This is a genomic window from Anoxybacillus mongoliensis, assembly GCF_014201515.1.
Lineage (GTDB): Bacteria > Bacillota > Bacilli > Bacillales > Anoxybacillaceae > Anoxybacillus > Anoxybacillus mongoliensis.
Genome location: NZ_JACHEQ010000002.1, coordinates 232833 through 254629 on the forward strand (window position 1 = coordinate 232833; position 21797 = coordinate 254629).

At 41.8% G+C, this 21797-nt stretch carries 18 protein-coding genes and 1 other annotated feature; of the genes, 2 read left to right on the forward strand and 16 right to left on the reverse strand.

Going from position 1 to position 21797, the window contains the following annotated elements:
• Positions 1-3: 3 nt before the first annotated feature.
• Positions 4-2628 (reverse strand): valine--tRNA ligase, encoded by a 2625-nt coding sequence (locus tag HNR43_RS03275; RefSeq protein ID WP_183241269.1) that lies wholly within the window; start codon positions 2626-2628, stop codon positions 4-6.
• 41 nt (positions 2629-2669) lie between these two features.
• Positions 2670-2892 (reverse strand) — a binding site (T-box leader).
• A gap of 136 nt (positions 2893-3028) precedes the next feature.
• Here HNR43_RS03275 and HNR43_RS03280 point away from each other — a divergent pair.
• Positions 3029-3220, forward strand: coding sequence for a hypothetical protein (locus HNR43_RS03280; protein ID WP_003396391.1), 192 nt, complete (start codon positions 3029-3031; stop codon positions 3218-3220).
• On the opposite strand, the gene HNR43_RS03285 is transcribed toward HNR43_RS03280, so the two are convergent.
• The 10 genes from HNR43_RS03285 to hemA all read right to left on the reverse strand — a co-directional run bounded on the left by HNR43_RS03285 (position 3205) and on the right by hemA (position 13507).
• The gene (locus HNR43_RS03285) at positions 3205-4116 is read right to left on the reverse strand and encodes a protein kinase family protein (protein ID WP_246346227.1); all 912 of its coding nucleotides are present in this window, start codon (positions 4114-4116) and stop codon (positions 3205-3207) included. The two genes, HNR43_RS03280 and HNR43_RS03285, sit on opposite strands and share 16 nt — an antisense overlap.
• Before the next feature lie 15 nt (positions 4117-4131).
• The gene (locus HNR43_RS03290; protein ID WP_183241274.1) at positions 4132-5022 is read right to left on the reverse strand and encodes a LysM peptidoglycan-binding domain-containing protein; all 891 of its coding nucleotides are present in this window, start codon (positions 5020-5022) and stop codon (positions 4132-4134) included.
• A gap of 200 nt (positions 5023-5222) precedes the next feature.
• The gene (locus HNR43_RS03295; RefSeq protein WP_246346228.1) at positions 5223-5633 is read right to left on the reverse strand and encodes an immunity protein YezG family protein; all 411 of its coding nucleotides are present in this window, start codon (positions 5631-5633) and stop codon (positions 5223-5225) included.
• Between the two features lie 2 nt (positions 5634-5635).
• Entirely contained in the window at positions 5636-7156 is a 1521-nt protein-coding gene (locus HNR43_RS14120; RefSeq protein WP_246346229.1) for a DNA/RNA non-specific endonuclease, read from the reverse strand.
• A 225-nt stretch (positions 7157-7381) separates the two neighbouring features.
• The gene (gene hemL / locus HNR43_RS03305) at positions 7382-8671 is read right to left on the reverse strand and encodes a glutamate-1-semialdehyde 2,1-aminomutase (RefSeq protein ID WP_183241277.1); all 1290 of its coding nucleotides are present in this window, start codon (positions 8669-8671) and stop codon (positions 7382-7384) included.
• Positions 8671-9645 carry a porphobilinogen synthase gene (gene hemB / locus HNR43_RS03310; protein ID WP_183241280.1) on the reverse strand — a complete coding sequence of 325 codons (975 nt, stop codon included), beginning with the start codon at positions 9643-9645 and terminating at the stop codon, positions 8671-8673. Before hemB ends, hemL begins: the two co-directional genes overlap by 1 nt.
• Position 9646: 1 nt before the next feature.
• Positions 9647-10396 (reverse strand): uroporphyrinogen-III synthase, encoded by a 750-nt coding sequence (locus HNR43_RS03315; protein WP_183241282.1) that lies wholly within the window; start codon positions 10394-10396, stop codon positions 9647-9649.
• Entirely contained in the window at positions 10397-11323 is a 927-nt protein-coding gene (hemC, locus tag HNR43_RS03320; protein WP_183241284.1) for a hydroxymethylbilane synthase, read from the reverse strand.
• A gap of 21 nt (positions 11324-11344) precedes the next feature.
• Positions 11345-12160 carry a cytochrome C assembly family protein gene (locus HNR43_RS03325; protein WP_032100240.1) on the reverse strand — a complete coding sequence of 272 codons (816 nt, stop codon included), beginning with the start codon at positions 12158-12160 and terminating at the stop codon, positions 11345-11347.
• Between the two features lie 12 nt (positions 12161-12172).
• A complete protein-coding gene (gene hemA, locus HNR43_RS03330) occupies positions 12173-13507 on the reverse strand; it encodes a glutamyl-tRNA reductase (protein WP_183241287.1) in 1335 nt (444 codons plus the stop codon).
• A 176-nt stretch (positions 13508-13683) separates the two neighbouring features.
• Here hemA and HNR43_RS03335 point away from each other — a divergent pair, with 176 nt between their 5' ends.
• On the forward strand, positions 13684-14157 hold the full coding sequence (locus tag HNR43_RS03335) for a hypothetical protein (RefSeq protein ID WP_221248132.1): 474 nt from the start codon (positions 13684-13686) through the stop codon (positions 14155-14157).
• Between the two features lie 40 nt (positions 14158-14197).
• Here the strand turns inward: HNR43_RS03335 and yihA are convergent, their stop codons facing one another.
• The 5 genes from yihA to tig all read right to left on the reverse strand — a co-directional run bounded on the left by yihA (position 14198) and on the right by tig (position 21724).
• Positions 14198-14779 carry a ribosome biogenesis GTP-binding protein YihA/YsxC gene (yihA, locus tag HNR43_RS03340; RefSeq protein WP_183241291.1) on the reverse strand — a complete coding sequence of 194 codons (582 nt, stop codon included), beginning with the start codon at positions 14777-14779 and terminating at the stop codon, positions 14198-14200.
• Complete coding sequence (lon, locus tag HNR43_RS03345; protein ID WP_183241293.1) at positions 14776-17100, reverse strand: endopeptidase La; 2325 nt, start codon at positions 17098-17100, stop codon at positions 14776-14778. The genes yihA and lon overlap by 4 nt, the downstream gene beginning before the upstream one ends.
• 113 nt (positions 17101-17213) lie before the next feature.
• A complete protein-coding gene (gene lonB, locus HNR43_RS03350) occupies positions 17214-18872 on the reverse strand; it encodes an ATP-dependent protease LonB (RefSeq protein ID WP_183241295.1) in 1659 nt (552 codons plus the stop codon).
• A 107-nt stretch (positions 18873-18979) separates the two neighbouring features.
• Positions 18980-20242 (reverse strand): ATP-dependent protease ATP-binding subunit ClpX, encoded by a 1263-nt coding sequence (clpX, locus tag HNR43_RS03355; protein ID WP_055440012.1) that lies wholly within the window; start codon positions 20240-20242, stop codon positions 18980-18982.
• A gap of 195 nt (positions 20243-20437) precedes the next feature.
• Entirely contained in the window at positions 20438-21724 is a 1287-nt protein-coding gene (gene tig, locus HNR43_RS03360; RefSeq protein WP_032100248.1) for a trigger factor, read from the reverse strand.
• Positions 21725-21797 lie beyond the last annotated feature (73 nt).

Below are 21797 nucleotides of genomic sequence, written 5' to 3' on the forward strand. Positions count from 1 at the left end.
AAACTATTGTTTTAATTGCGCAAGACGGGCGCGGACAGCTTCGCGTTTTTCGATATAGTCACGCTCTTTTTTCCGCTCCTCTTCGACAACATGTGCTGGCGCTTTCGCTAAAAATCCCTCATTGCTTAGTTTCTTTTGCACACGCTCCACTTCTTGATCGAGTTTTTGTAACTCTTTTTCGAGGCGTTTCACTTCTTCTTCAATATTAATTAATCCTTCGAGCGGCAAGCTTAGTTCCGCACCTGTCACAACAGCTGTCATCGCTTTTTCAACGGTTGGAATCGTCGTGTCGATGACAAGCTCACTAGGGTTACAGAAGCGCTCGATATATGAGCGGTTTTTCTGAAGGGTATTCGCAATTTGCTCGTCTTTTGCTTTAATGTGCAACGTAATTGGCTTGCTTAACGGCGTATTCACTTCTGCACGAATGTTACGCACCGCTCGAATAATATCAACAAGCAAACGCATTTGTTCAGCCGCTTCATGATTGCTTAGTTCAGGACGAACTTTTGGCCACGGAGCAACCGTAATCGACTCTCCTTCATGCGGAAGCTGTTGCCAAATTTCTTCCGTCACAAACGGCATAAACGGATGAAGGAGACGCATCGTTTGATCAAGCACATAAGCAAGAACAGAGCGCGTCGTTTTCTTCGCTTGTTCATCGTCACCGTATAGTGGCAATTTCGCCATTTCGATATACCAGTCGCATAAGTCGTCCCAAATGAAGTTATATAACACGCGACCGACTTCACCAAACTCGTATTTATCGGCAAGTTTTGTCACCGTCTCAATCGTTTCATTTAAGCGTGTTAAAATCCAATGATCGGCAACCGATTTTTCACCATGTAAGTCGATATCCTCGTACGTGAATCCTTCCATGTTCATAAGCGCAAAACGAGAAGCGTTCCAAATTTTATTGACAAAGTTCCATGTCGCTTCAACTTTTTCGGTGCTAAAGCGCAAGTCTTGACCAGGTGCGCTTCCTGTCGCTAAAAAGTAACGAAGCGAGTCGGCACCGTACTGATCAATGACATCCATCGGATCGACGCCATTGCCAAGCGATTTACTCATTTTTCGTCCTTGTGCATCGCGTACTAGTCCGTGAATGAGAACATCTTTAAACGGTCGTTTGCCTGTAAACTCAAGCGCTTGGAAAATCATGCGCGATACCCAGAAGAAAATGATGTCATAGCCTGTAACAAGCACATCTGTTGGATAATAACGGTTATAGTCTGCCGATGTTTCATCTGGCCAGCCCATTGTTGAAAATGGCCAAAGCGCTGAGCTAAACCACGTATCTAATACATCTGGGTCTTGTTCCCAATTTTCAATATCTGCTGGTGGCTCGTGTCCAACATATACTTCGCCTGTTTCTTTATGATACCATGCTGGAATGCGATGTCCCCACCAAAGTTGGCGAGAAATGCACCAATCGCGGATATTTTCCATCCAATGTAAATACGTTTTTTCAAATCGCTCTGGAACGAAATTCACTTTTCCTTCTGTTTTTTGTAGTTCAATCGCAGCTTCAGCAAGCGGCTTCATTTTGACGAACCATTGTGTCGATAAATACGGTTCTACGACAGCACCGCTTCGTTCACTATGACCGACTGAATGCATATGCTCTTCGATTTTAAATAGCACACCTTGTTCTTGTAAATCTTTGACAATTTGTTTACGGCATTCGAAACGATCGAGTCCCTTATATTGAAGCGCATTGTCGTTCATCGTACCGTCTTCATTCATGACAAGAACGCGCGGCAAGTTATGACGGTTTCCGATTTCAAAGTCGTTTGGATCATGTGCTGGCGTAATTTTCACCGCTCCGGAACCGAAAGACATATCGACGTACTCATCACCAATAATCGGAATTTCACGACCAACGATCGGTAAAATGACTGTTTTTCCGATAAGATGTTTGTAGCGCTCGTCTTCTGGATGAACAGCAACGGCTGTATCGCCGAGCATCGTTTCTGGACGAGTCGTTGCCACTTCGATATAGCCTGAGCCGTCTGCAAGTGGATAGCGCATATGATATAGGGCACCTTGCACATCTTTATACACGACTTCAATGTCCGATAATGCTGTTTTTGTAACCGGATCCCAGTTAATAATGTATTCGCCACGATAAATAAGTCCTTTGTTATATAGGGAAACGAATACTTCACGCACCGCTTTTGATAATCCTTCATCAAGCGTAAAGCGCTCGCGCGTATAATCGAGACCAAGCCCTAGTTTCGCCCATTGAGAGCGAATGTGCCCTGCATATTCTTCTTTCCATTTCCACGTCTCTTCGACGAATTTTTCGCGACCTAAATCGTAACGTGTTTTCCCTTCGTTGCGAAGCTTTTCTTCTACTTTTGCTTGCGTCGCAATCCCCGCATGGTCCATGCCCGGAAGCCATAAAACGTCATATCCTTGCATGCGCTTCATGCGCGTAATAATGTCTTGCAACGTCGTATCCCACGCATGTCCTAAATGAAGTTTCCCTGTCACGTTTGGCGGTGGAATGACGATCGTAAACGGTTTTTTCGTTTCATCGCTTGTTGCTTCAAAAAACTTTCCTTTTAACCACCATTCATAACGGTTTGCCTCAACAGTACGGTGGTCATATTTTGGCGATAACATAAAAATCCCTCCTTCATTCAAATAAAAAACTCCTTTCATCCGAAAAGGACGAAAGGAGACTCTTTCGCGGTACCACCTTTTTTCTTAAGCTACGCTTAAGCACTCAAATCGATAACGGCGATGCACCGGCTTCTTCTACTTTCGTTCGAAGAAGCAGCTCCAGGGCGACCTTCCGACGACCACAAACCTAGGAAATCTCGCAGCTACTGATTTCCCTCTCTGCCAGGCGGGTTGCGCCGTACTCTTCCCCATCTTCGCTTTTTTTCTATTCATACATAATACTATATAAAAATCATATGAATCGTCAATAAGGTTTGCCACATTTTCACTCCTTTATACATATGATAAAAAAGAAAAGCTCCAACATATGGAGCTAACCATTTGAAAAGGAAGTGAGCATATGCGTAAGCGTTACAATCCGTACGCTTGGCCACCGTGGTTAAGAAAACTTCGCTTCATTGCTGAACAATGCATCATTCCGATTACCGTTGTTCAAGCAATTCGCACGATTTTATTTCCAACAACAATTGATGTCATTTTACTTGCTATTTTCATTCTTCTTTCATTCGCCTTACATTATGATTGGATTTGATTCGTTTGTTTTTCTTCTTCCCATTTTCCAATGACATATTCGATATTTTTCATTTGCCAATACGCCTGTTGCCAAACGGCGATGAACTGTCGCTCATGACGTTGTTGTTCGTACCGATGAATGAGACGAACAAAACGATGAGGATCAACAAGTAAATGAAAAAATAGTAACCGCTCATCTTCTTCAAGCGCCAATGTTTGTTCATATTGTGAAAGCCATGGTACTGCTTCATCACATGCTATCGGATACGTGTGCAAATATTGGCGAAAAAAGAAAAGTAAATCATGAAATGGAGGTGCCCAGCGTGCTCGTTCGAAACTAATAAAATACGATGTGCCATCATCTCGCTCGACATAATGGCGAAACGATGGGCGACCGTGAATATAGCAAATGCGCACCGTCTTTTTTTCTCTCATTCGCTCACGCCACTCATTTAACGTATGTTCAGAAAACGAAATAGCGCGCATAACGTCGAGAAAATGGGTGCAGCATTGCAGTTGAAATGGCGACATATACCATTGTTTTTCACATTGTTCAATATACTGAGTTAATGTTTGTTTTGTTTTTTCAAGTGAGCTTTTTCGTTCGTTATAATACGATTCAATTTCCGTTTCCATCGTTTGCATTTCCTTTAACGAATGTTTATGCCATCGCGCCAAATCGTGAAAAAATGACGATGTTGGATCCGTTTTTTCTTTTAACCAAGGCATCATATAATACCATTGCCCATCTCGCTTTTTCGTTTCGTAAATCGGAATGGCAAGAGGGATGCGTAAGCGATGAGCTTGTTCAATTGCCTGCCAATGTGCCAATGAATCGATTCGTTTGAGCGCATATGTTCTATTTGCCATTTCCCATTTTTGTATACGTTCATGTTGTCGTTGCACCGTTTTCATCATCATGCAACCCTTTTACACTTTACTTGGCGTTGGAATGTATAACAACTGCCCTTCGTGTATATCTGCACCGCTTTCTAAATGATTTGTCCGCAACAACTGTTGGACAGATACGTCGTATCGCTCGGCAATCTTGTCCAACGAATCACCTTGTTGGACGATGCAAATTTTCAAACGTGCAAACGCCTGTTCTTCGTTTTTCTCGAATAGTTTTGTTAAATATAAGGCGTTTTCATTTCGTTTTTCGTTTGTATCTCTCCCTTTCATTTCAAGTTGAAACGATTGTTTTTCTTCTTTTTGTTGTTCAGCTCGTTCTACTTCATGTTGATCTTCTACTTGTTCATTTTCTTCATGAAACATATAAAATGGTGGGACGTTAACGATATTCTCTTCTTCTTCCGTTTCTTCTTCTTGCTGTTGATATGCTTCTTGCCGTGCAACGACTTCAAACGGCTCGAAATCGTCTACATTGTATGGCTCCCATTCATCATCTTCACCATCATCGTCCATTTGAATACCATGAATGGCCACTTCTGCAATAAGACGTAATTCATGTTGCTTTAAATCATAATCAAACGATTCAATCCATACATATACTTGTTCGAGGTCGTCAATTCGCTCTTTTGGTACGGTAACGTCAATCGGAAATTGATGCAAAAATTCACCAATTTGTTCATCATTTATACGGACATGCTCAACGTAGCGAACGGCCTCAACCGATGGATCGTCCTCTCCATCTTCTTCTCGTTTCGCATACTCCCCTGACAGTTCCAACACCCCGCGAATATACACATAATCTTCTTTTTCCTCAATCGTAACGGTCGGTTGTAGCGAAATCGATAATAACTGATCAACGTGATGTTCACGCCGAAAGGCAATCGCTTCTTCAATTGAAAAACGCAACATGCTCATCTCTCCTTCAACGTCCAAGTCATTTCACATTACTATGAGTATGAGAAGGAAAAAAGAAGTATGCATAAAAAAAGCGACGCCTTATAGGCAATCGCTCATTTTCGCAAACGCACGACGCGCTGCTTCTATTGTTTTTTCGATGTCTTCATCCGTATGCTCGTCAACGGTGACAGGAATGTATCCTGCCATGTTCTTTAATTTAAATATTCATTTTCCCACTTTTCTTGTTTTTCTACAGGGCTCATTTCTGAAAGATCGTCATATCCGTAGTTGATTCTCATTCGACCTGTGTTATCCAAAATGTAAGTTAAATTTGTCCATGGTTCTTGGTTTTGCACTCTGAACTCATTCCAGAGTTCTTCAAAACATTCATTGAGCTCTCGCTTTAACTCTTTATAAAAGCGTTTGTCTACTTGAAAAATATCCGGGATATCTAAGCTATATACAGGCTCTGCTCTATTTACTGGATAGTAATAAAAATATACTTGAGAAAATCCTTCCCTAACTTCAGCGTACAGCAATATTTTTTCCCAGTCTTCTGGAATCATATCAATTAAGATATTCGCAATTTTTTGGTATAATACTTCCATATTTTTAGTTTCCAAATCTATTTCCCCCCTGCATAATTAGTTAAGGTAACTTCGTATTTCTTTCCATCAATCCTGTATTCCACTTCGAATTTAGCAGGACGCGAAGAATCTCCCTTATAAATAGGTTCAATTTTTACTTCAACCGTTTTCCCCTCTTCTAAAGCTTTTTTCCAAGTATTCTCTAGGGTCTTATACTCACTCCTATTTAGCGTAGCATTCATTGGTACTAAGTTATCAATATCGCCAGACCCTTTAAATATACTTGCTATTAAATGACCACCCTCATCGTTTGGAAATCTATCTTCCCTTCCTACTACTTTTTGGGCGTATGAATTTCGGCCAGCTTTTCCTAACTCTAATTTAGCTTCAACGCTAGAAATACGCCCCTTATCATCCGTAGTATATCGATATCCTTCTTTTGTTGCGTACTCTACATTTGACTTTAACGCCTTTTTACGATTGATCCTTGTGTATTGTTCACCATATTTAATATTCTCTATTCCCTTGAAAGCTTTCTCTGAAACACCTTCATTCCGACTTAGTTGCTGGGACAAATCGCTTGCACTTTTGGAGAAGTTTGTGATTCCTGTTTTCATCATCACTCCTCCAACAGTCATTCCTGCAGCACCGGCAGCCATTGCAGGAACCCCAGCAAACGCTCCACCTCCGCTCAAACTAACTACTGCTCCACCTGCTCCGATCACAGAGGATATCTCAGTTACTTTCATCCCACCTATCGTCCATACCGCATGCCCTACCATCTGACCTGCTTCGTATGCGACAGGGTGTTTGCGATCGTAAAATCTTTGTTGCACAGCATTAAATGTTACATCCGCCAACGCTGCATCGCCTGCGCCTCTAACAAACTCTATCGTGCTGTCGATCGGGTGTTTTGAAAACTCGTGGATGGATTTTTCGATGTTTTTTCTTACTTGCCGAACCGTTCGCTCGGCGTTTTGTCCTGCATTGATTATACCATGAAGCGCCTGCTTAGCGGCATGCTCTGCTTTCTTTTCTAGTTGATGTGCACCGCGTTCGATCGTTTTCTCCGTATCTTTGATCTCTTGCTTTATCTTATGTCCAATCGGATAAACCACTTCGGACACAGCTTTTTTCACATCGTGAACGACGTGCTTTGCCACTTGCTCCGCCTTCTTTTCCGCCTCGTGAAACGCTTTTTGTGCCTTCTCGCTAATATGTACCGTATCTTTCACTGCTTGTTTCGCGGAACGTTCCACTTTCTTTTCGATCTTTTGAGCTGCTTTCTCCGTTTGTTTCACCTCGTGGATAACGTGCTTTACCGCTTGTTCCGCTTTCTTTTCCGCTTGATGAAAAGCTTCCTTTGCCTTTTGGCTAATGTGTACTGTATCTTTTACGACCTGTTTCACCACTGGCTCGACTTTCTTTTCTACTTGCTGAGCGGTTTGCTGAATGGTCTTCTCTACTTTTTTGACGTCATTTGCGACATGCTTTACCGTCTGTTCTACCTTTTTCTCGACAAAATGTCCTAATTTGCTTAATGAACTCCAAAAAGACATCTCTCCCGCTCCTTTGACGCTGTCCTTTTGTTAAAACAACGTTCGTTGATAAGCCATGCTCGATGAAAAAAACCACTCCTTTCGCATGTAATCGAATGATGATTGAATAATAAAAAAAAAAACATCAATTCTGTCAATAAAAATTTTGTTCTATCCTTCTATATTTTTGATAAAAAACAGAGAGCTACTTACGCTCTCTGCTTCTTGTAACCATTTGCTTCCCTTTTAAGACATTAGTTTCGCAAACGCACGGCGTGCTGCTTCAATTGTTTTTTCAATGTCTTCATCGGTATGTGCAGTCGATAAAAACATGCCTTCAAACTGCGACGGTGGCAAGAAAATGCCTTCGTTCGCCATTTCTTGATAATAACGAGCAAATAAGTCTAAATCGGATGTTTTCGCTGTTTCGTAATTGATGACACGCTCATTTGTAAAGAACATGCCGATCATCGAACCAGCTTGGTTAATCGTATGTGGAATGTTATATGCTTTTGCCGCTTCGCTTAATCCTTCCGCTAAGCGATTCGCTTTTTTCTTAAACTGCTCATACGTTTCTGGCGTCAACTGACGCAACGTTTCATACCCTGCTGTCATCGCCATCGGATTTCCTGATAACGTACCCGCTTGATAAATCGGACCGCTCGGCGCAATTTTCTCCATAATATCAGCCCGACCACCATACGCACCGACTGGTAGCCCACCACCGATGACTTTTCCAAGACATGTTAAATCAGGGGTGACACCGTAATATCCTTGGCCGCTATAATAGTCAACACGGAAACCTGTCATCACTTCATCAAAAATAAGAAGCGCACCGTATTCGTTCGTCACATCCCGTAAACCTTGTAAGAAGCCTGGCTCTGGCGGAACGACTCCCATGTTTCCTGCAACAGGTTCGACAATAACTGCCGCAATATCTTCACCGAACTTTTCAAACGCATAACGCACACTTTGTAAGTCGTTGTACGGTACAGTAATCGTATGTTGGGCAACTGTTTCCGGCACCCCTGGGCTATCCGGCAAACCGAGCGTCGCAACACCTGACCCTGCTTTAATTAAAAGCGAGTCTCCATGCCCGTGATAGCAGCCTTCAAACTTTACAATTTTATTTCGTCCTGTATAACCGCGCGCTAGGCGAAGAGCGCTCATCGTCGCTTCAGTTCCTGAGCTTACCATGCGGATGATTTCAATAGACGGCATACGCTCCATGACAAGTTTAGCGAGTTCATTTTCAATTAACGTTGGAGCCCCAAAGCTTGTCCCTGTTTCTGCTACCCGTTTGAGCGCCTCGACAACTTGATCGTTTGCGTGACCTAAAATAAGCGGTCCCCAAGATAAGACGTAATCAATGTATTCGTTGCCGTCAATGTCATAAATTTTTGACCCTTTTCCGCGCGCCATAAAAATTGGATCCATTTTCACCGCTTTAAATGCGCGCACTGGACTGTTTACACCACCAGGCATAAGCTTTACGGCTTCGGCATATGCCGCTTTTGAACGTTCATAGCTACGCATTATTTATCCTCCTTTAACCAACGAGCAACGTCTTTTGCAAAATACGTTAAAATTAAATCCGTTCCTGCTCGTTTCATGCTTGTTAACATTTCTAGCACAACTGCTTTTTCATCAATCCAACCATTTTGAGCGGCTGCTTTTACCATCGCATATTCTCCGCTCACATTGTAAGCAACGATCGGCAAATGGAAATGATTTTTGAGGTCGCGAATAATATCTAGATAAGACAGTGCCGGTTTCACCATTAAAAAGTCGGCTCCTTGATCTACATCCGCTTGCGCTTCACGAAACGCTTCTAGACGATTAGCCGGATCCATTTGATACGTTTTACGATCGCCAAACTGCGGGGCACTATGAGCAGCATCACGAAACGGGCCGTAAAATGCCGAAGCATATTTGACCGCATAAGACATGATCGGTACATATGTGAATCCTTCTTCATCTAACGCTTGGCGAATCGCCGCGACAAATCCGTCCATCATATTAGACGGTGCGATAATGTCCGCTCCGGCTTTCGCTTGGCTTACTGCTGTTTTCGCCAACAATTCAAGCGTATCGTCATTGACAATCGTTCCGTTTTCTACGATACCACAATGCCCATGGCTCGTATAATGGCATAAACATGTATCCGCAATAACGACAAGTTCCGGAAACGCATTTTTTATAGCTCGAATAGCGAGTTGAACAATTCCATGTTCGCAATATGCTTGTGAAGCGACCTCGTTTTTTTCGTTTGGTACACCAAACACAATAATAGAACGCACGCCTAATTGAACAGCCTCGCGCACGTCTTCAAGCGCATAATCAAGCGACTGTTGATACACGCCAGGCATCGAAGGAACTTCATTTTTTATTTTCTCCCCTTCGACGACAAAGATCGGATAAATCAAATCCTCTATATGCAGATGTGTTTCACGTACTATAGCTCGTAAATTAGCCGTTTGGCGCAGACGGCGATGACGTGCAAATTGCATATTATTCACCCCTTGTAAAGTATTGATTAAGTTCTTCAATCATTGCATCTATCGTATATGTATGTGGACAAACGTGAACAGAAATGCCTAAATCAAGGGCTGTTTGTTTCGTAATCGGACCGATACATGCGATTGTGACGAAAGACAAATCAACGTTTTCCCCTGCGATCGCTTGTGCAAAACTATGTACCGTCGATGAGCTTGTAAATGTGATCGCATCAATCATTCGTTGCTGAAGAAAATGAATAAGTTGTGGCTTTGCTTCTTCATTGTACGTCGTTTCGTACACGACCCAATCTGTCACGTCTGCCATGTTACTTAATTGTTCTCGCAACGTATCGCGCGCTAAGTTTCCTTTCACAAGCAACACGCGCGTATCGGTAGAAAGCAAAGGTTGTAACGTTTCCGCTAAGCTCTCGGCAACGAAGTCGTTTGGAATCAAATCGACAACAACGTTTCGTTTTTGCAATGCTTTCGCTGTTTTTTCTCCTACTGCAGCCACTTTCGGCCACGTTGGCGGATTTATTTCCCCAATCAGTTCAAAAAAATATTTTACACCGTTTTGGCTTGTGAAAATGATCCAATCAAACGTATGCCATTCATGCAATAAGTGTTGATCCACTTGTTTCGCTCGTCCAATGCGAATCAATGGTAATTCAATCGGAATCGCACCGTATCGTTCTAACGTTTGCGATAACGCTTTTGCTTGCGCTTTCTCACGCGTTACAAGCACCCTTTTCCCCTTAAGCATTTATTGCATCTCCTTTAACACACGAGCAATCAATTGTTTTGCACCACGTTCAATTAAACGTTGTGCCGCTTCGATCCCCACTTGTTCTGGCTCTGTTCCGCGCACAATTTCTTTTAACACTTCTGTTCCATCCGGCGTAGCAACGAGGGCTGTAAGGACGACGACATCTCCATCAACATATGCATATCCAGCAACAGGTACTTGACAACCACCTTCAATGCGCTGTAAAAATGCCCGTTCAGCACGAACAGCACGTTCTGTTTGTTCATCGGTTAACTTGTTTAGCCAATGCAATAGTTCCTCATCATTTTCTCGACACTCAATCGCCAACGCCCCTTGTCCAACGGCTGGAACACATATGTCTGTTGGTAAATATTGTGTAATCACTTCTTTTTCCCAACCCATGCGATGCAACCCAGCAGCTGCTAATATAATCGCATCGTACTCATCTGTTTGCAATTTAGCTAAACGAGTATCGACGTTACCGCGAATCCATCGAATTTGTAAATCCGGACGAACGGCTAACAGTTGCGCGGAACGGCGTAAACTGCTCGTTCCAACAACCGCTCCGCTTGGCAATTGCTCAAACGGAATATGCCCTTTCGAAATAAGCACGTCACGATGATCTTCACGCTTCGGTATGCATCCGATCATTAATCCGTCAGGCAAAACAGCAGGCATATCTTTCATACTATGAACGGCAAAATCAATTTCTCCGTCTAACATCGCCTGTTCAATTTCTTTTACAAACAGTCCTTTCCCCCCGACTTTCGATAACGTCACATGTAGAATTTGATCGCCTTTTGTAACGATTTCCTTCACTTCAAATTCAAACGGGGCACCTAGTTGTTTCAGTTGTTCAATGACCCAATTCGTTTGAGTTAGCGCTAACTTACTCCGGCGCGAACCAACAATAATTTTTCTCATTTTTCTTTCCTCCAACAATCGCTAAAAATGAAATTGCGATAACGTACCAAACAAAAAGAAGTTAATTAGTAAAATAAGAAAGGAGCCAATATTCCAAAATGCCATTTCTTTTCCTTGTATTCCTTTGACAGCTCGCTTATATAAATAAAAACTGTATGTTGCAAATACAGTAAACGAACCGAGCACTTTCGCGTCATATAAAACGAAATGATCTACTTTCATATATGCCCAAACAATACCTAAAATTAAACTTAATAATAATACTGGCACGCCGACACCGTTTAACACATAGGAAAGATCGTCGAACTTGGCTAAATCGCCAAGCCGCCATAATCGTTTTCCCCACTTTTTTTTCTTCAATAACTCATATTGAAGTAAATATAGAAGGGAAAACATAAACGAAATTGAAAACGCTCCATACGATAAAATGGCCATCGTAATATGAATAAATAACAGTTCAGACATCAATTGTTCCGCGATGCCAACGGTGTACGGCGTCGGTGCGAACGTGTGCAATGAAAGAATAAAAAACGCTAAGACGTTTGTAAAAAAGACGAGAAAATCAACGCGCAACCATCCGTTAATCGCAAGCGACAACGTAATAAGCAGCCACGCGTAAAACGATAGCCCCTCCGCAAGCGTTAAAACAGGAAATCTCCCCGTCTCGACCATTCTCGCAAAAAAGAAAAATGTTTGCATCCCCCAAACAATAGAAAGCAACCCGAAAGCAATACGATTTGCCTTCCGGTTGTGATGAAGAAAATCGATAAAATAAAACAAAACGGACGATGCATGTAAAAGAAGCGAGAGTTCGTACCATCTCGTCATATCAAACATATACGATCTTCCTTACGATTGAAAAGATGGTTCTGTTGCTCGCTCATGAACACAGCTCATCTCTTTTTGTTGCTGCTTCACTTGTTGTTCAATATTGAAAATTTTCATAAACAACTGAAGCGCTTCTTCTGCATTGTCCTCTGCAGCCAATTCTTTTGCGCGCAAAATCGGATCGCGCAACAATTGGTTGACGATACTTTTCGTATGCTTGTTTAACACTTTTTTATCTCGTTCTGATAAATGCGGTAATTTTCGCTCTAAGCTTTTCATCGTTTCTTCCTGAATGAGCATCGCCTTTTCACGCAAAGCTGCGATAATTGGCACAACACCAAGCATATGCAGCCATTGTTGAAACTCATCCATTTCTTCAGCAATCATGCGCTCGATTTGCTCCGCTGCTTTTTTCCGTTCGGCTAAGTTCGCTTCAACAATATCTTGTAAGTCGTCAATATCATATAAAAAGATGCTATCTAGCTCAGCAAGCGCAGGATCTAAATCGCGCGGTACGGCAATATCAATCATAAAAAACGGGCGACCTTTGCGCATTTTTTCAATGACTGCCATCGTTTCTTTTGTAATGACATATTGTTTTGCACCCGTAGAACTAATTAAAATGTCCGCCTCTAATAATGCGCATTGCAATTGTGATAATGGCTTAGCATCCCCATTAAATCGTTCGGCAAGCTGCTGTGCTTTTTCAAACGTGCGGTTCACTACCGTCACGCGTTTGACACCGCTACCGTACAAGTTTTGCAATGCCAATTCTCCCATTTTTCCGGCACCTAATATAAGCACATGTTTATTTTTTAAATCGCCAAAAATCTTTTTCGCCAGTTCCACCGCTGCATAGCTGACAGATACCGCGTTTGCACCGATTTCTGTTTCCGCATGCGCGCGTTTAGCGAGCGTAATCGCTTGTTTGAATAGTTGTTTAAACACCGTGCCTATTGTGTTTTCTTGTTGCGCTAAAAGAAAACTTGTGCGCACTTGCCCAAGAATTTGTGTCTCGCCTAAAATCATCGAATCAAGACCGCAGGCAACGCGGAATAAATGTTCAATCGCTTCACGTTCTTCATAAATGCGCAAATACGGAGCGATTTGTTCTTTATCGAGCCCAAACCAATCCGCTAAAAATGTTTTTATATAATAACGCCCTGTGTTTAATTGATCGACAACCGCATAAATTTCCGTTCGATTACATGTCGATACAATGACGTTTTCTAACATACTTTTTTGCTTTTGTAGCGCTTTCATCGCTTCAGCAAGTTCCGTTTGATTAAACGTCAATTTCTCACGAATTTCGACAGGGGCTGTACGATAGTTCACGCTGACAACAACGACATACATTTCCCATCACCCCGAATTTTAAGTCATCTCATTTCATTATAGCACGTCTATGTTGTTTTTTCCTTATAAAGTGTGAATACAATTTGACAACTTTCGATCTTTCTTAAATGGCGCTCATTTAGTAAACTAGTGAACAGATGCTGTTTTAAGTGTCGCACGGAATTGGGGGAATTTCAATGAAAAAACGTGGTATTTTTTCCGGCATCATTTTAATTGGTTTTGGGACATACTTTTTACTTGAACGCTTTTTGCTTTTTCCATCTTTTCATACGTGGTCAACATTGCTGTTTATTATCGGGATCGCTTTTTTAGGTCAGGCGTATATCGGAAAAGATTATTCCGCCATTTTATCCGGTGTTGTGTTTACAGGGGTTGGCGTTCATTTTTATCTTTCTTCTCGCCTTTCGTCGTGGCCAGATGATGTAAGCGTATTGACGTTAATTGTGGCGCTTGGGTTGCTTTTACAATACGTAAAAACGAAACAAGCTTTACTTCCTACCATTTTACTTTTTGCTTTATCATTCATTTTTTTATTTTCTCATCCGTTACAACAAGCGGTGACATCCGTAACGTTTGATTCACTCATCCACATTTGGCCATTGGCGTTCATTTTACTTGGATTGTACTTATTGTTCGTGAAAAAAGGATAATTATACAAAAAATGTGGGCAATTTCACCCACATTTTTTCTCTATATCCATTTTTGTAGTGCGCCCCATACCTCATCTTTCCCTTGTCCTGTTTCCGCTGAAAAAATAATGAGTTCATCCTCTGGAATGAGACGCAATGTTTCTTTTGCTATTTTCGCATGTTGTTGCCATTTTCCACGCGGAATTTTATCCGCTTTCGTCGCAATGACGAGCGTCGGAATGTTGTAATGCTTTAAAAACTCATACATCATCACATCATCTTTCGTCGGAGGATGACGCAAATCAACAATCAGCAACGCGGCTTTCAATTGTTCGCGCGTCGTAAAATACGTTTCAATCATTTTCCCCCACGCTTCACGTTCTGTTTTAGATACTTTCGCAAAGCCATACCCCGGTACGTCAACGAAATAAAAAGCATCATTAATACGATAAAAGTTTAACGTTTGTGTTTTCCCCGGTTTTGACGATGTGCGCGCAAAATTTTTTCGGTTAATCATTTTGTTAATAAACGATGATTTTCCGACATTCGAGCGCCCAGCAAGCGCAAACTCCGAGAGTTGGCCTGCTGGGTATTGTTCTGGCTTCACAGCGCTAATGACCATTTCTACGTTTGTAATTTTCATTTATCTCCACCTACCAAAGCATGTTCAAGTACATCATCAATATGTGAAACGAGAACAAACTGCAATTGTTTTTTTACGATCTCTGGAATATCTTCTAAATCTTTTTCGTTTTCTTTCGGTAAAATGACTTTCTTTAATCCGGCACGATGAGCGCTCAACACTTTTTCTTTCACGCCGCCAATCGCAAGCACGCGACCGCGCAACGTAATTTCTCCTGTCATACCGACAAAGCGGCTGACCGGTTTCCCTGTCAAAGCAGAAATGAGCGCTGTTGCCATCGTAATCCCTGCAGATGGACCGTCTTTTGGTACCGCCCCTTCTGGCACGTGAATGTGAATGTCTAGTTTTTCATGAAACTCTGGATCAATGCCTAATTGTTTTGCTTTCGAGCGAATGTATGTAAATGCTGCTTGAGCAGATTCTTTCATCACATCTCCCAATTGCCCCGTCAACGTCAGTTTCCCTTTTCCTTGCGCAATTGACACTTCAATCGCTAGCGTATCTCCGCCAGCTGCCGTATATGCAAGCCCTGTCGCTACGCCGACTTGATCTTCGCTCTCCGCCTGTCCGTAATGATATTTCGGTTTTCCTAAAAACTCGCTCACATTTTTTTCTGTGATAACAATTCGTTTTCGCCCTTCTGATACGATTGTTTTCGCTGCTTTGCGGCAAATGGAAGCGAGCTGACGTTCTAAGTTGCGCACACCTGCTTCACGCGTATAATAACGAATAACTTGCATAATCGCCTCATCGCGCATATGAAGCATTCGTTTTTGTAAACCGTGCGCTTCCATTTGTTTCGGCAATAAATGTTCCTTTGCGATATGCAGCTTTTCAATTTCCGTATAGCTTGGAATCGTGATGACTTCCATTCGGTCGAGCAGCGGGCGCGGAATTGTTGCGAGCGTATTCGCTGTTGCAATAAACATGACTTTAGATAAGTCATATGGCTCCTCAATATAATGATCGCTAAACGAATGGTTTTGTTCCGGATCTAACACTTCCAATAGTGCAGCAGACGGATCACCGCGAAAGTCGCTCGACATTTTATCAATTTCATCAAGTAAAAATACAGGGTTAATCGTTCCTGCTTTTTTCATTCCTTGAATAATACGACCTGGCAAAGCACCAACGTACGTGCGACGATGACCACGAATTTCTGATTCATCGCGCACGCCACCAAGCGATATACGAACAAAATTTCGATTTAACGTTTTTGCGATCGAACGAGCAAGAGATGTTTTTCCAACACCAGGTGGACCTACTAAACAAAGAATTGGTCCTCGCAATGAATGTGTTAATTGCTGAACAGCTAAATATTCCAACACGCGTTCTTTTACTGTTTCAAGTCCATAATGTTCTTCGTTTAAAATTTTTTCAGCGCGATGAATATCGTGAATATCTTCTGTTTGTTTTGTCCACGGCAACGCCAACAACCAATCTAAATAGTTGCGAATGACTCCGCTTTCAGCAGAGGCAGCTGGCACTTTTTCATATCGTTCTAGTTCTTTTAATGCCGTTGCTTTCACGTGTTCCGGCATGCCTGCTTGCTCAATTTTTTCACGCAACATATCAATCTCGCCAGCTTTTCCTTCTTTCTCACCGAGCTCTTTTTGAATCGCCTTCATTTGTTCGCGTAAATAATATTCTTTTTGCGTTCGTTCCATCGATTGTTTAACGCGCTGGCTAATTCGTTTTTCTAAATGCAAAATTTCTTTTTCATTATGAAGAATTTGAATGATTTGATGGACACGCTCTTTCACATCGACCGCTTCAAGCAATTTTTGTTTTTCTTCAAGCTTTAACGGCAAATGTGACGCAATAATATCCGCCATGCGTCCCGCTTGCTGAATGTCCATGACAGACGTATAAATATCTGCAGATAATTTTTTGGACAGCTTTATGTACTGCTCAAAATATTCAAGCATCGTTCGGCGCAACGCTTCAAATTCTATATCTTCTTTTTCGTTATCAACAAACGGCTCCACTTGCACGACGTAACACGGCTCTTCGCTTACCCACTTCACTACTTTTCCGCGCGAGACCCCTTCAACGAGCACACGAAACGTTCCGTTCGGTAGCTTTAACAATTGCTTCACACGTGCAATCGTTCCCATTTCGTATACATCTTCAAGTTCTGGATCATCAATTTGTACATCTTTTTGCGATGTTAATAACACAAGATTTTCTTCAACCATTGCTTTTTCTAACGCTTGTACGGATTTTTCTCGCCCAACGTCTAAATGTAATACTGTCGTCGGAAACACAAGTAATCCTCTTAACGGCAAGAGTGGAATGACTTTATTTTTCTTTTTCGCCACAACCCCGCACCTCCATCATACTTCTATTGCCCTATTGTATAGTACATTATAGCGTTTGTAAAATCTTTCATCGTAAAAAATCGACTTCAACGCTCGGTTGAAGCCGATTGCCTTTACATGAGTTCTGTTTTCGGTAAATGATGACGCATCGGGATAGAACGAACGTGTTCGTGAAATAAAAAAGAAAGAACGTCGCCAATGTGATCGACTGGAACGATTTCAATGCCTGTCACTTGTCTTAAAATCGACTGCATATTTTCGCGTGGAATAATGACCGTTTTCGCCCCAGCTTGTTTTGCTGCCTTCACTTTTGGAAAAACGCCGCCAACGGGCTTCACGTTCCCATGTACACCAATTTCTCCTGTCATCGCTATGGTTGGATTAATCGGTAAATGATAAATGGCAGAGTAAATACCAACCGCCATCGCCACACCAGCAGAAGGACCATCAATTGGGACACCACCTGGAAAGTTTACATGAATATCGTATTGATCTGCCGGCACACCGAGCGAACGTAAAACAGTAATGACGTTTTCGATCGAGCCGCGCGCCATACTTTTTCGGCGAATCGACTTGCCTTGACCACCAATTTGTTCTTCTTCGACAATACCGGTCATATTGATCGACCCTTTTTCTTTCGTTGGCAATGCTACAACTTCAATTTCTAACAGCGATCCGCTATTCGGACCGTAAACCGCTAATCCGTTTACTAACCCAACTTTCGCTTCCTGTCCCACTTTTTTCTCATAACGTGGCGATAATTGACTTGATTGAATGACCCATTCAATATCTTGACGTAAAATTTTAGAGCGTTTCTCAGAAATGACAATACCAGCTGCGATTTGTAACGTATTGACCGCTTCTCTTCCGTTGCGAGCATACATCGCCAGTTCATCAACCGCTTGTTCTTCAATCGGAACGTTTACTTTTTCTGCTGCTTTTTCCACAATTTTAGCAATTTCTTCTTGTTCTAACTCTCTGAAAAAGACTTCCATACAGCGTGACCGAATCGCTGGCGGTATTTCATTTGGCGTTCGCGTTGTTGCACCAACGAGCCGAAAATCAGCAGGCAATCCGTTTTGAAAAATGTCATGAATATGGTTTGGAATGTTCGGATTTTCTTCGCTATAGTACGCGCTTTCAAAAAATACTTTTCGGTCTTCTAACACTTTTAACAACTTGTTCATTTGAATCGGATGCAATTCACCAATTTCGTCAATGAATAATATGCCACCGTGCGCGTTCGTCACCGCTCCTTGCTTCGGTTGTGGGATGCCAGCTTGTCCCATCGCACCCGCTCCTTGATAAATTGGATCGTGCACAGAACCGATCAGCGGATCAGCAATACCACGCTCATCAAAGCGTGCTGTCGTTGCATCCAATTCAATAAAAACAGCATCTTTTCGAAATGGAGATAACGGATTTTTTTTCGCTTCTTCTAACACGAGACGAGCGGCTGCTGTTTTCCCGACACCTGGTGGTCCATAAATAATGACATGTTGCGGATTCGGTCCACACAATGCCGCTTTTAATGCTTTTATGCCATCTTCTTGACCAACAATATCATCAAACGTTTTTGGACGCACTTTTTCAGCAAGCGGCTCCGTGAGTGAAATGGAACGCATTTTCCGAAGTTGTTCCATCTCTTTTCTCGCTTCTTTATCGATCGAAATTTTTTGCGTTCGTTGACTTTTTAACAGGTTCAAAAAATATAGGCCGATAATAATCCCAAAAAACAACTGAATAAGTAGCGCAATGTTTGTCCAGTTCATGGCCGTTCCTCCTGCATATGTATTGTACGCATAGTATCTCCGAGCAGAGAGAGAAATAAACAAAAAAAGATCGACTTTCCGATTCGGAAAATCGACCTTTTTTCCATTTACGCAGATGTTTTTCGTTCGTACTCGACAATTGTTCCATCTTGTAAAATAAGCAGCGGCGCTTTTTCTCCGCGCACCGTTTCTGCTGTAATCACGCATTTTTGTACATCTTCACGCGACGGCAATTCAAACATGACATCAAGCATAATGCCTTCAATGATTGAACGTAAACCGCGCGCTCCTGTTTTTCGCTCAATCGCACGTCTCGCAATTTCACGAAGCGCCTCTTCTTCAAATTCAAGCTCGACATCGTCAAGTTCGAGCATTTTTTGATATTGCTTTACGAGCGCATTTTTCGGTTTGACTAAAATATCGACAAGCGCGTCTTCGTCAAGCGGTTGTAAGCTTGTAATCACAGGAAGACGTCCCACAAACTCTGGAATTAATCCGAATTTTAATAAGTCTTCTGGCAACACTTTAGACAATAAATCTTTTTCTTCAACTTCCGCTTGCACATCGGAGCTAAAGCCGATCACCTTTTTACCGAGACGGCGCTTAATAATCGGTTCTAATCCGTCAAATGCTCCACCACAAATGAATAAAATGTTCGTCGTATCAATTTGAATGAACTCTTGATGCGGATGCTTTCGTCCTCCTTGTGGCGGCACGCTTGCAATTGTTCCTTCTAAAATTTTTAATAACGCCTGCTGTACACCTTCACCTGATACGTCGCGCGTAATGGAAGGGTTTTCTGATTTGCGCGCAATTTTATCAATTTCATCAATGTAAATAATTCCTTTTTCTGCCCGTTCAATATCATAATCGGCCGCCTGAATGAGCTTTAATAAAATATTTTCGACGTCTTCACCGACATACCCTGCTTCTGTCAATGATGTTGCATCCGCAATCGCAAACGGTACGTTTAAAATGCGCGCAAGCGTTTGAGCGAGCAACGTTTTTCCGCTTCCTGTCGGTCCGATCATTAAAATATTACTTTTAGATAATTCGACATCATCAATTTTGCTGTTTGAATTAATGCGCTTATAATGGTTGTATACCGCCACAGAAAGTGCTTTTTTCGCCTCGTCTTGTCCGATGACGTACTCGTCTAAAATGTCACGAATTTCCTTTGGCTTTGGTACATCTTTAAACTCTACTTCTTCTTCCGATCCAAGCTCTTCTTGCACAATTTCTGTGCACAATTCAATACACTCATCGCATATGTATACACCTGGGCCAGCAACAAGTTTGCGTACTTGTTCCTGCGTTTTGCCGCAAAACGAGCATTTTAACTGCCCTTTTTCATCATTAAACTTAAACATGATTTCACCCCTTATTTCTTTACGATCATATGTACACGAAAAAGAAAAACGTTATGTATTCGTCATTTTATCATAAATCTTTAAAAGTATGCCAATAAAAACGTAAATGTGTACGAAAAGTTAGAAAACTTCCATTACTGCAACTATATGTGGAAAGAACAAGGCACATCATGCACCTTGTTCTTTCTCTTCTCATTATGCAACAACTTTGCTGTTCTCGACAAGGAAATCGATCGCTTTACGCATTTTTAAATCTTCTTTTAAGCCGTCCACTGTGCCTAAAAGCTCTTTTAACTTATCAACAGATAGGCTGTATAAGTTCGCCATTTCTTGCAATTCTTTTTCTACTTCTTCTTCTGTGACGTCGATGTTTTCTGCTTTGACGATCGCTTCAAGCGTCAATGTTACGCGAACACGTTTTTCTGCTTCTTCTTTCATTTGTTCGCGAAGTGCAGCTTCATCTTGTCCAGAGAATTGATAGTATAAGTCAAGGTTTAATCCTTGCATTTGTAAACGTTGTTCAAACTCGCGAATCATGCGATCTGTTTCATTTTTCACCATCACTTCTGGAATATCCATTTGTGCGTTTTCTGTCGCTTTTTGAACAACCGCATCGCGAAGTGCTGCTTCGGCTTCTTCTTTTTTCTCTTTTGTTAAGCGCTCTTTAATTTTTTCTTTTAGCGCATCTAATGTTTCGACTTCTTCATCTACATCCTTTGCAAATTCGTCGTCAAGCGCAGGAAGTTGTTTTGTTTTAATTTCATGCAATTTAATTTTAAATACCGCTGGTTTACCAGCTAATTGCTCTGCATGATATTCTTCTGGGAATGTTACTTCAATATCTTTTTCCTCCCCAGCAGCCATGCCGATTAATTGCTCTTCAAATCCTGGGATAAATGTGCCTGAACCGATGACAAGGGAATAGTTTTCCGCTTTGCCGCCTTCAAACGCCTCACCGTCAACGAATCCTTCGAAATCGATGACAACTGTATCACCGTTTTCTACTGTTCCTTCTTCTTTCACAACAAGCTCAGCGTGACGCTCTTGCAAGCGTTTTAATTCTTGTTCTACATCTTCATCTGTTACAGTGTCATCTAACTTTTCAACTTCAAGCCCTTTATATTGGCCAAGTGTTACTTCTGGCTTCACAGTCACTTTCGCAGTGAAAATTAAGCTTTTTCCTTTTTCCATTTGCTCGACGTCGATTTCCGGACGATCAACTGGTTCAATACCTGTTTCTTCAACAGCTTTTGCGTATGCCTCTGGCAATAAAATATCTAACGCATCTGCGTACAATGATTCAACGCCGAAACGTTTTTCAAATAAAGAGCGAGGAATTTTACCTTTACGGAATCCTGGAATTTGTACTTTTTTCACTACTTTTTTAAACGCTTCATCTAATCCTTCATTCACTTTTTCAGCGTCTACTTCTACTGTAAGAACGCCTTGGTTGCCTTCGAGTTTTTCCCATTTCGCCGACATGCTTCTTTCCCTCCAACTTCAAAAATTCATGTAAATGAACTACATATATGTAGGCATACACGGTTTTATGTGT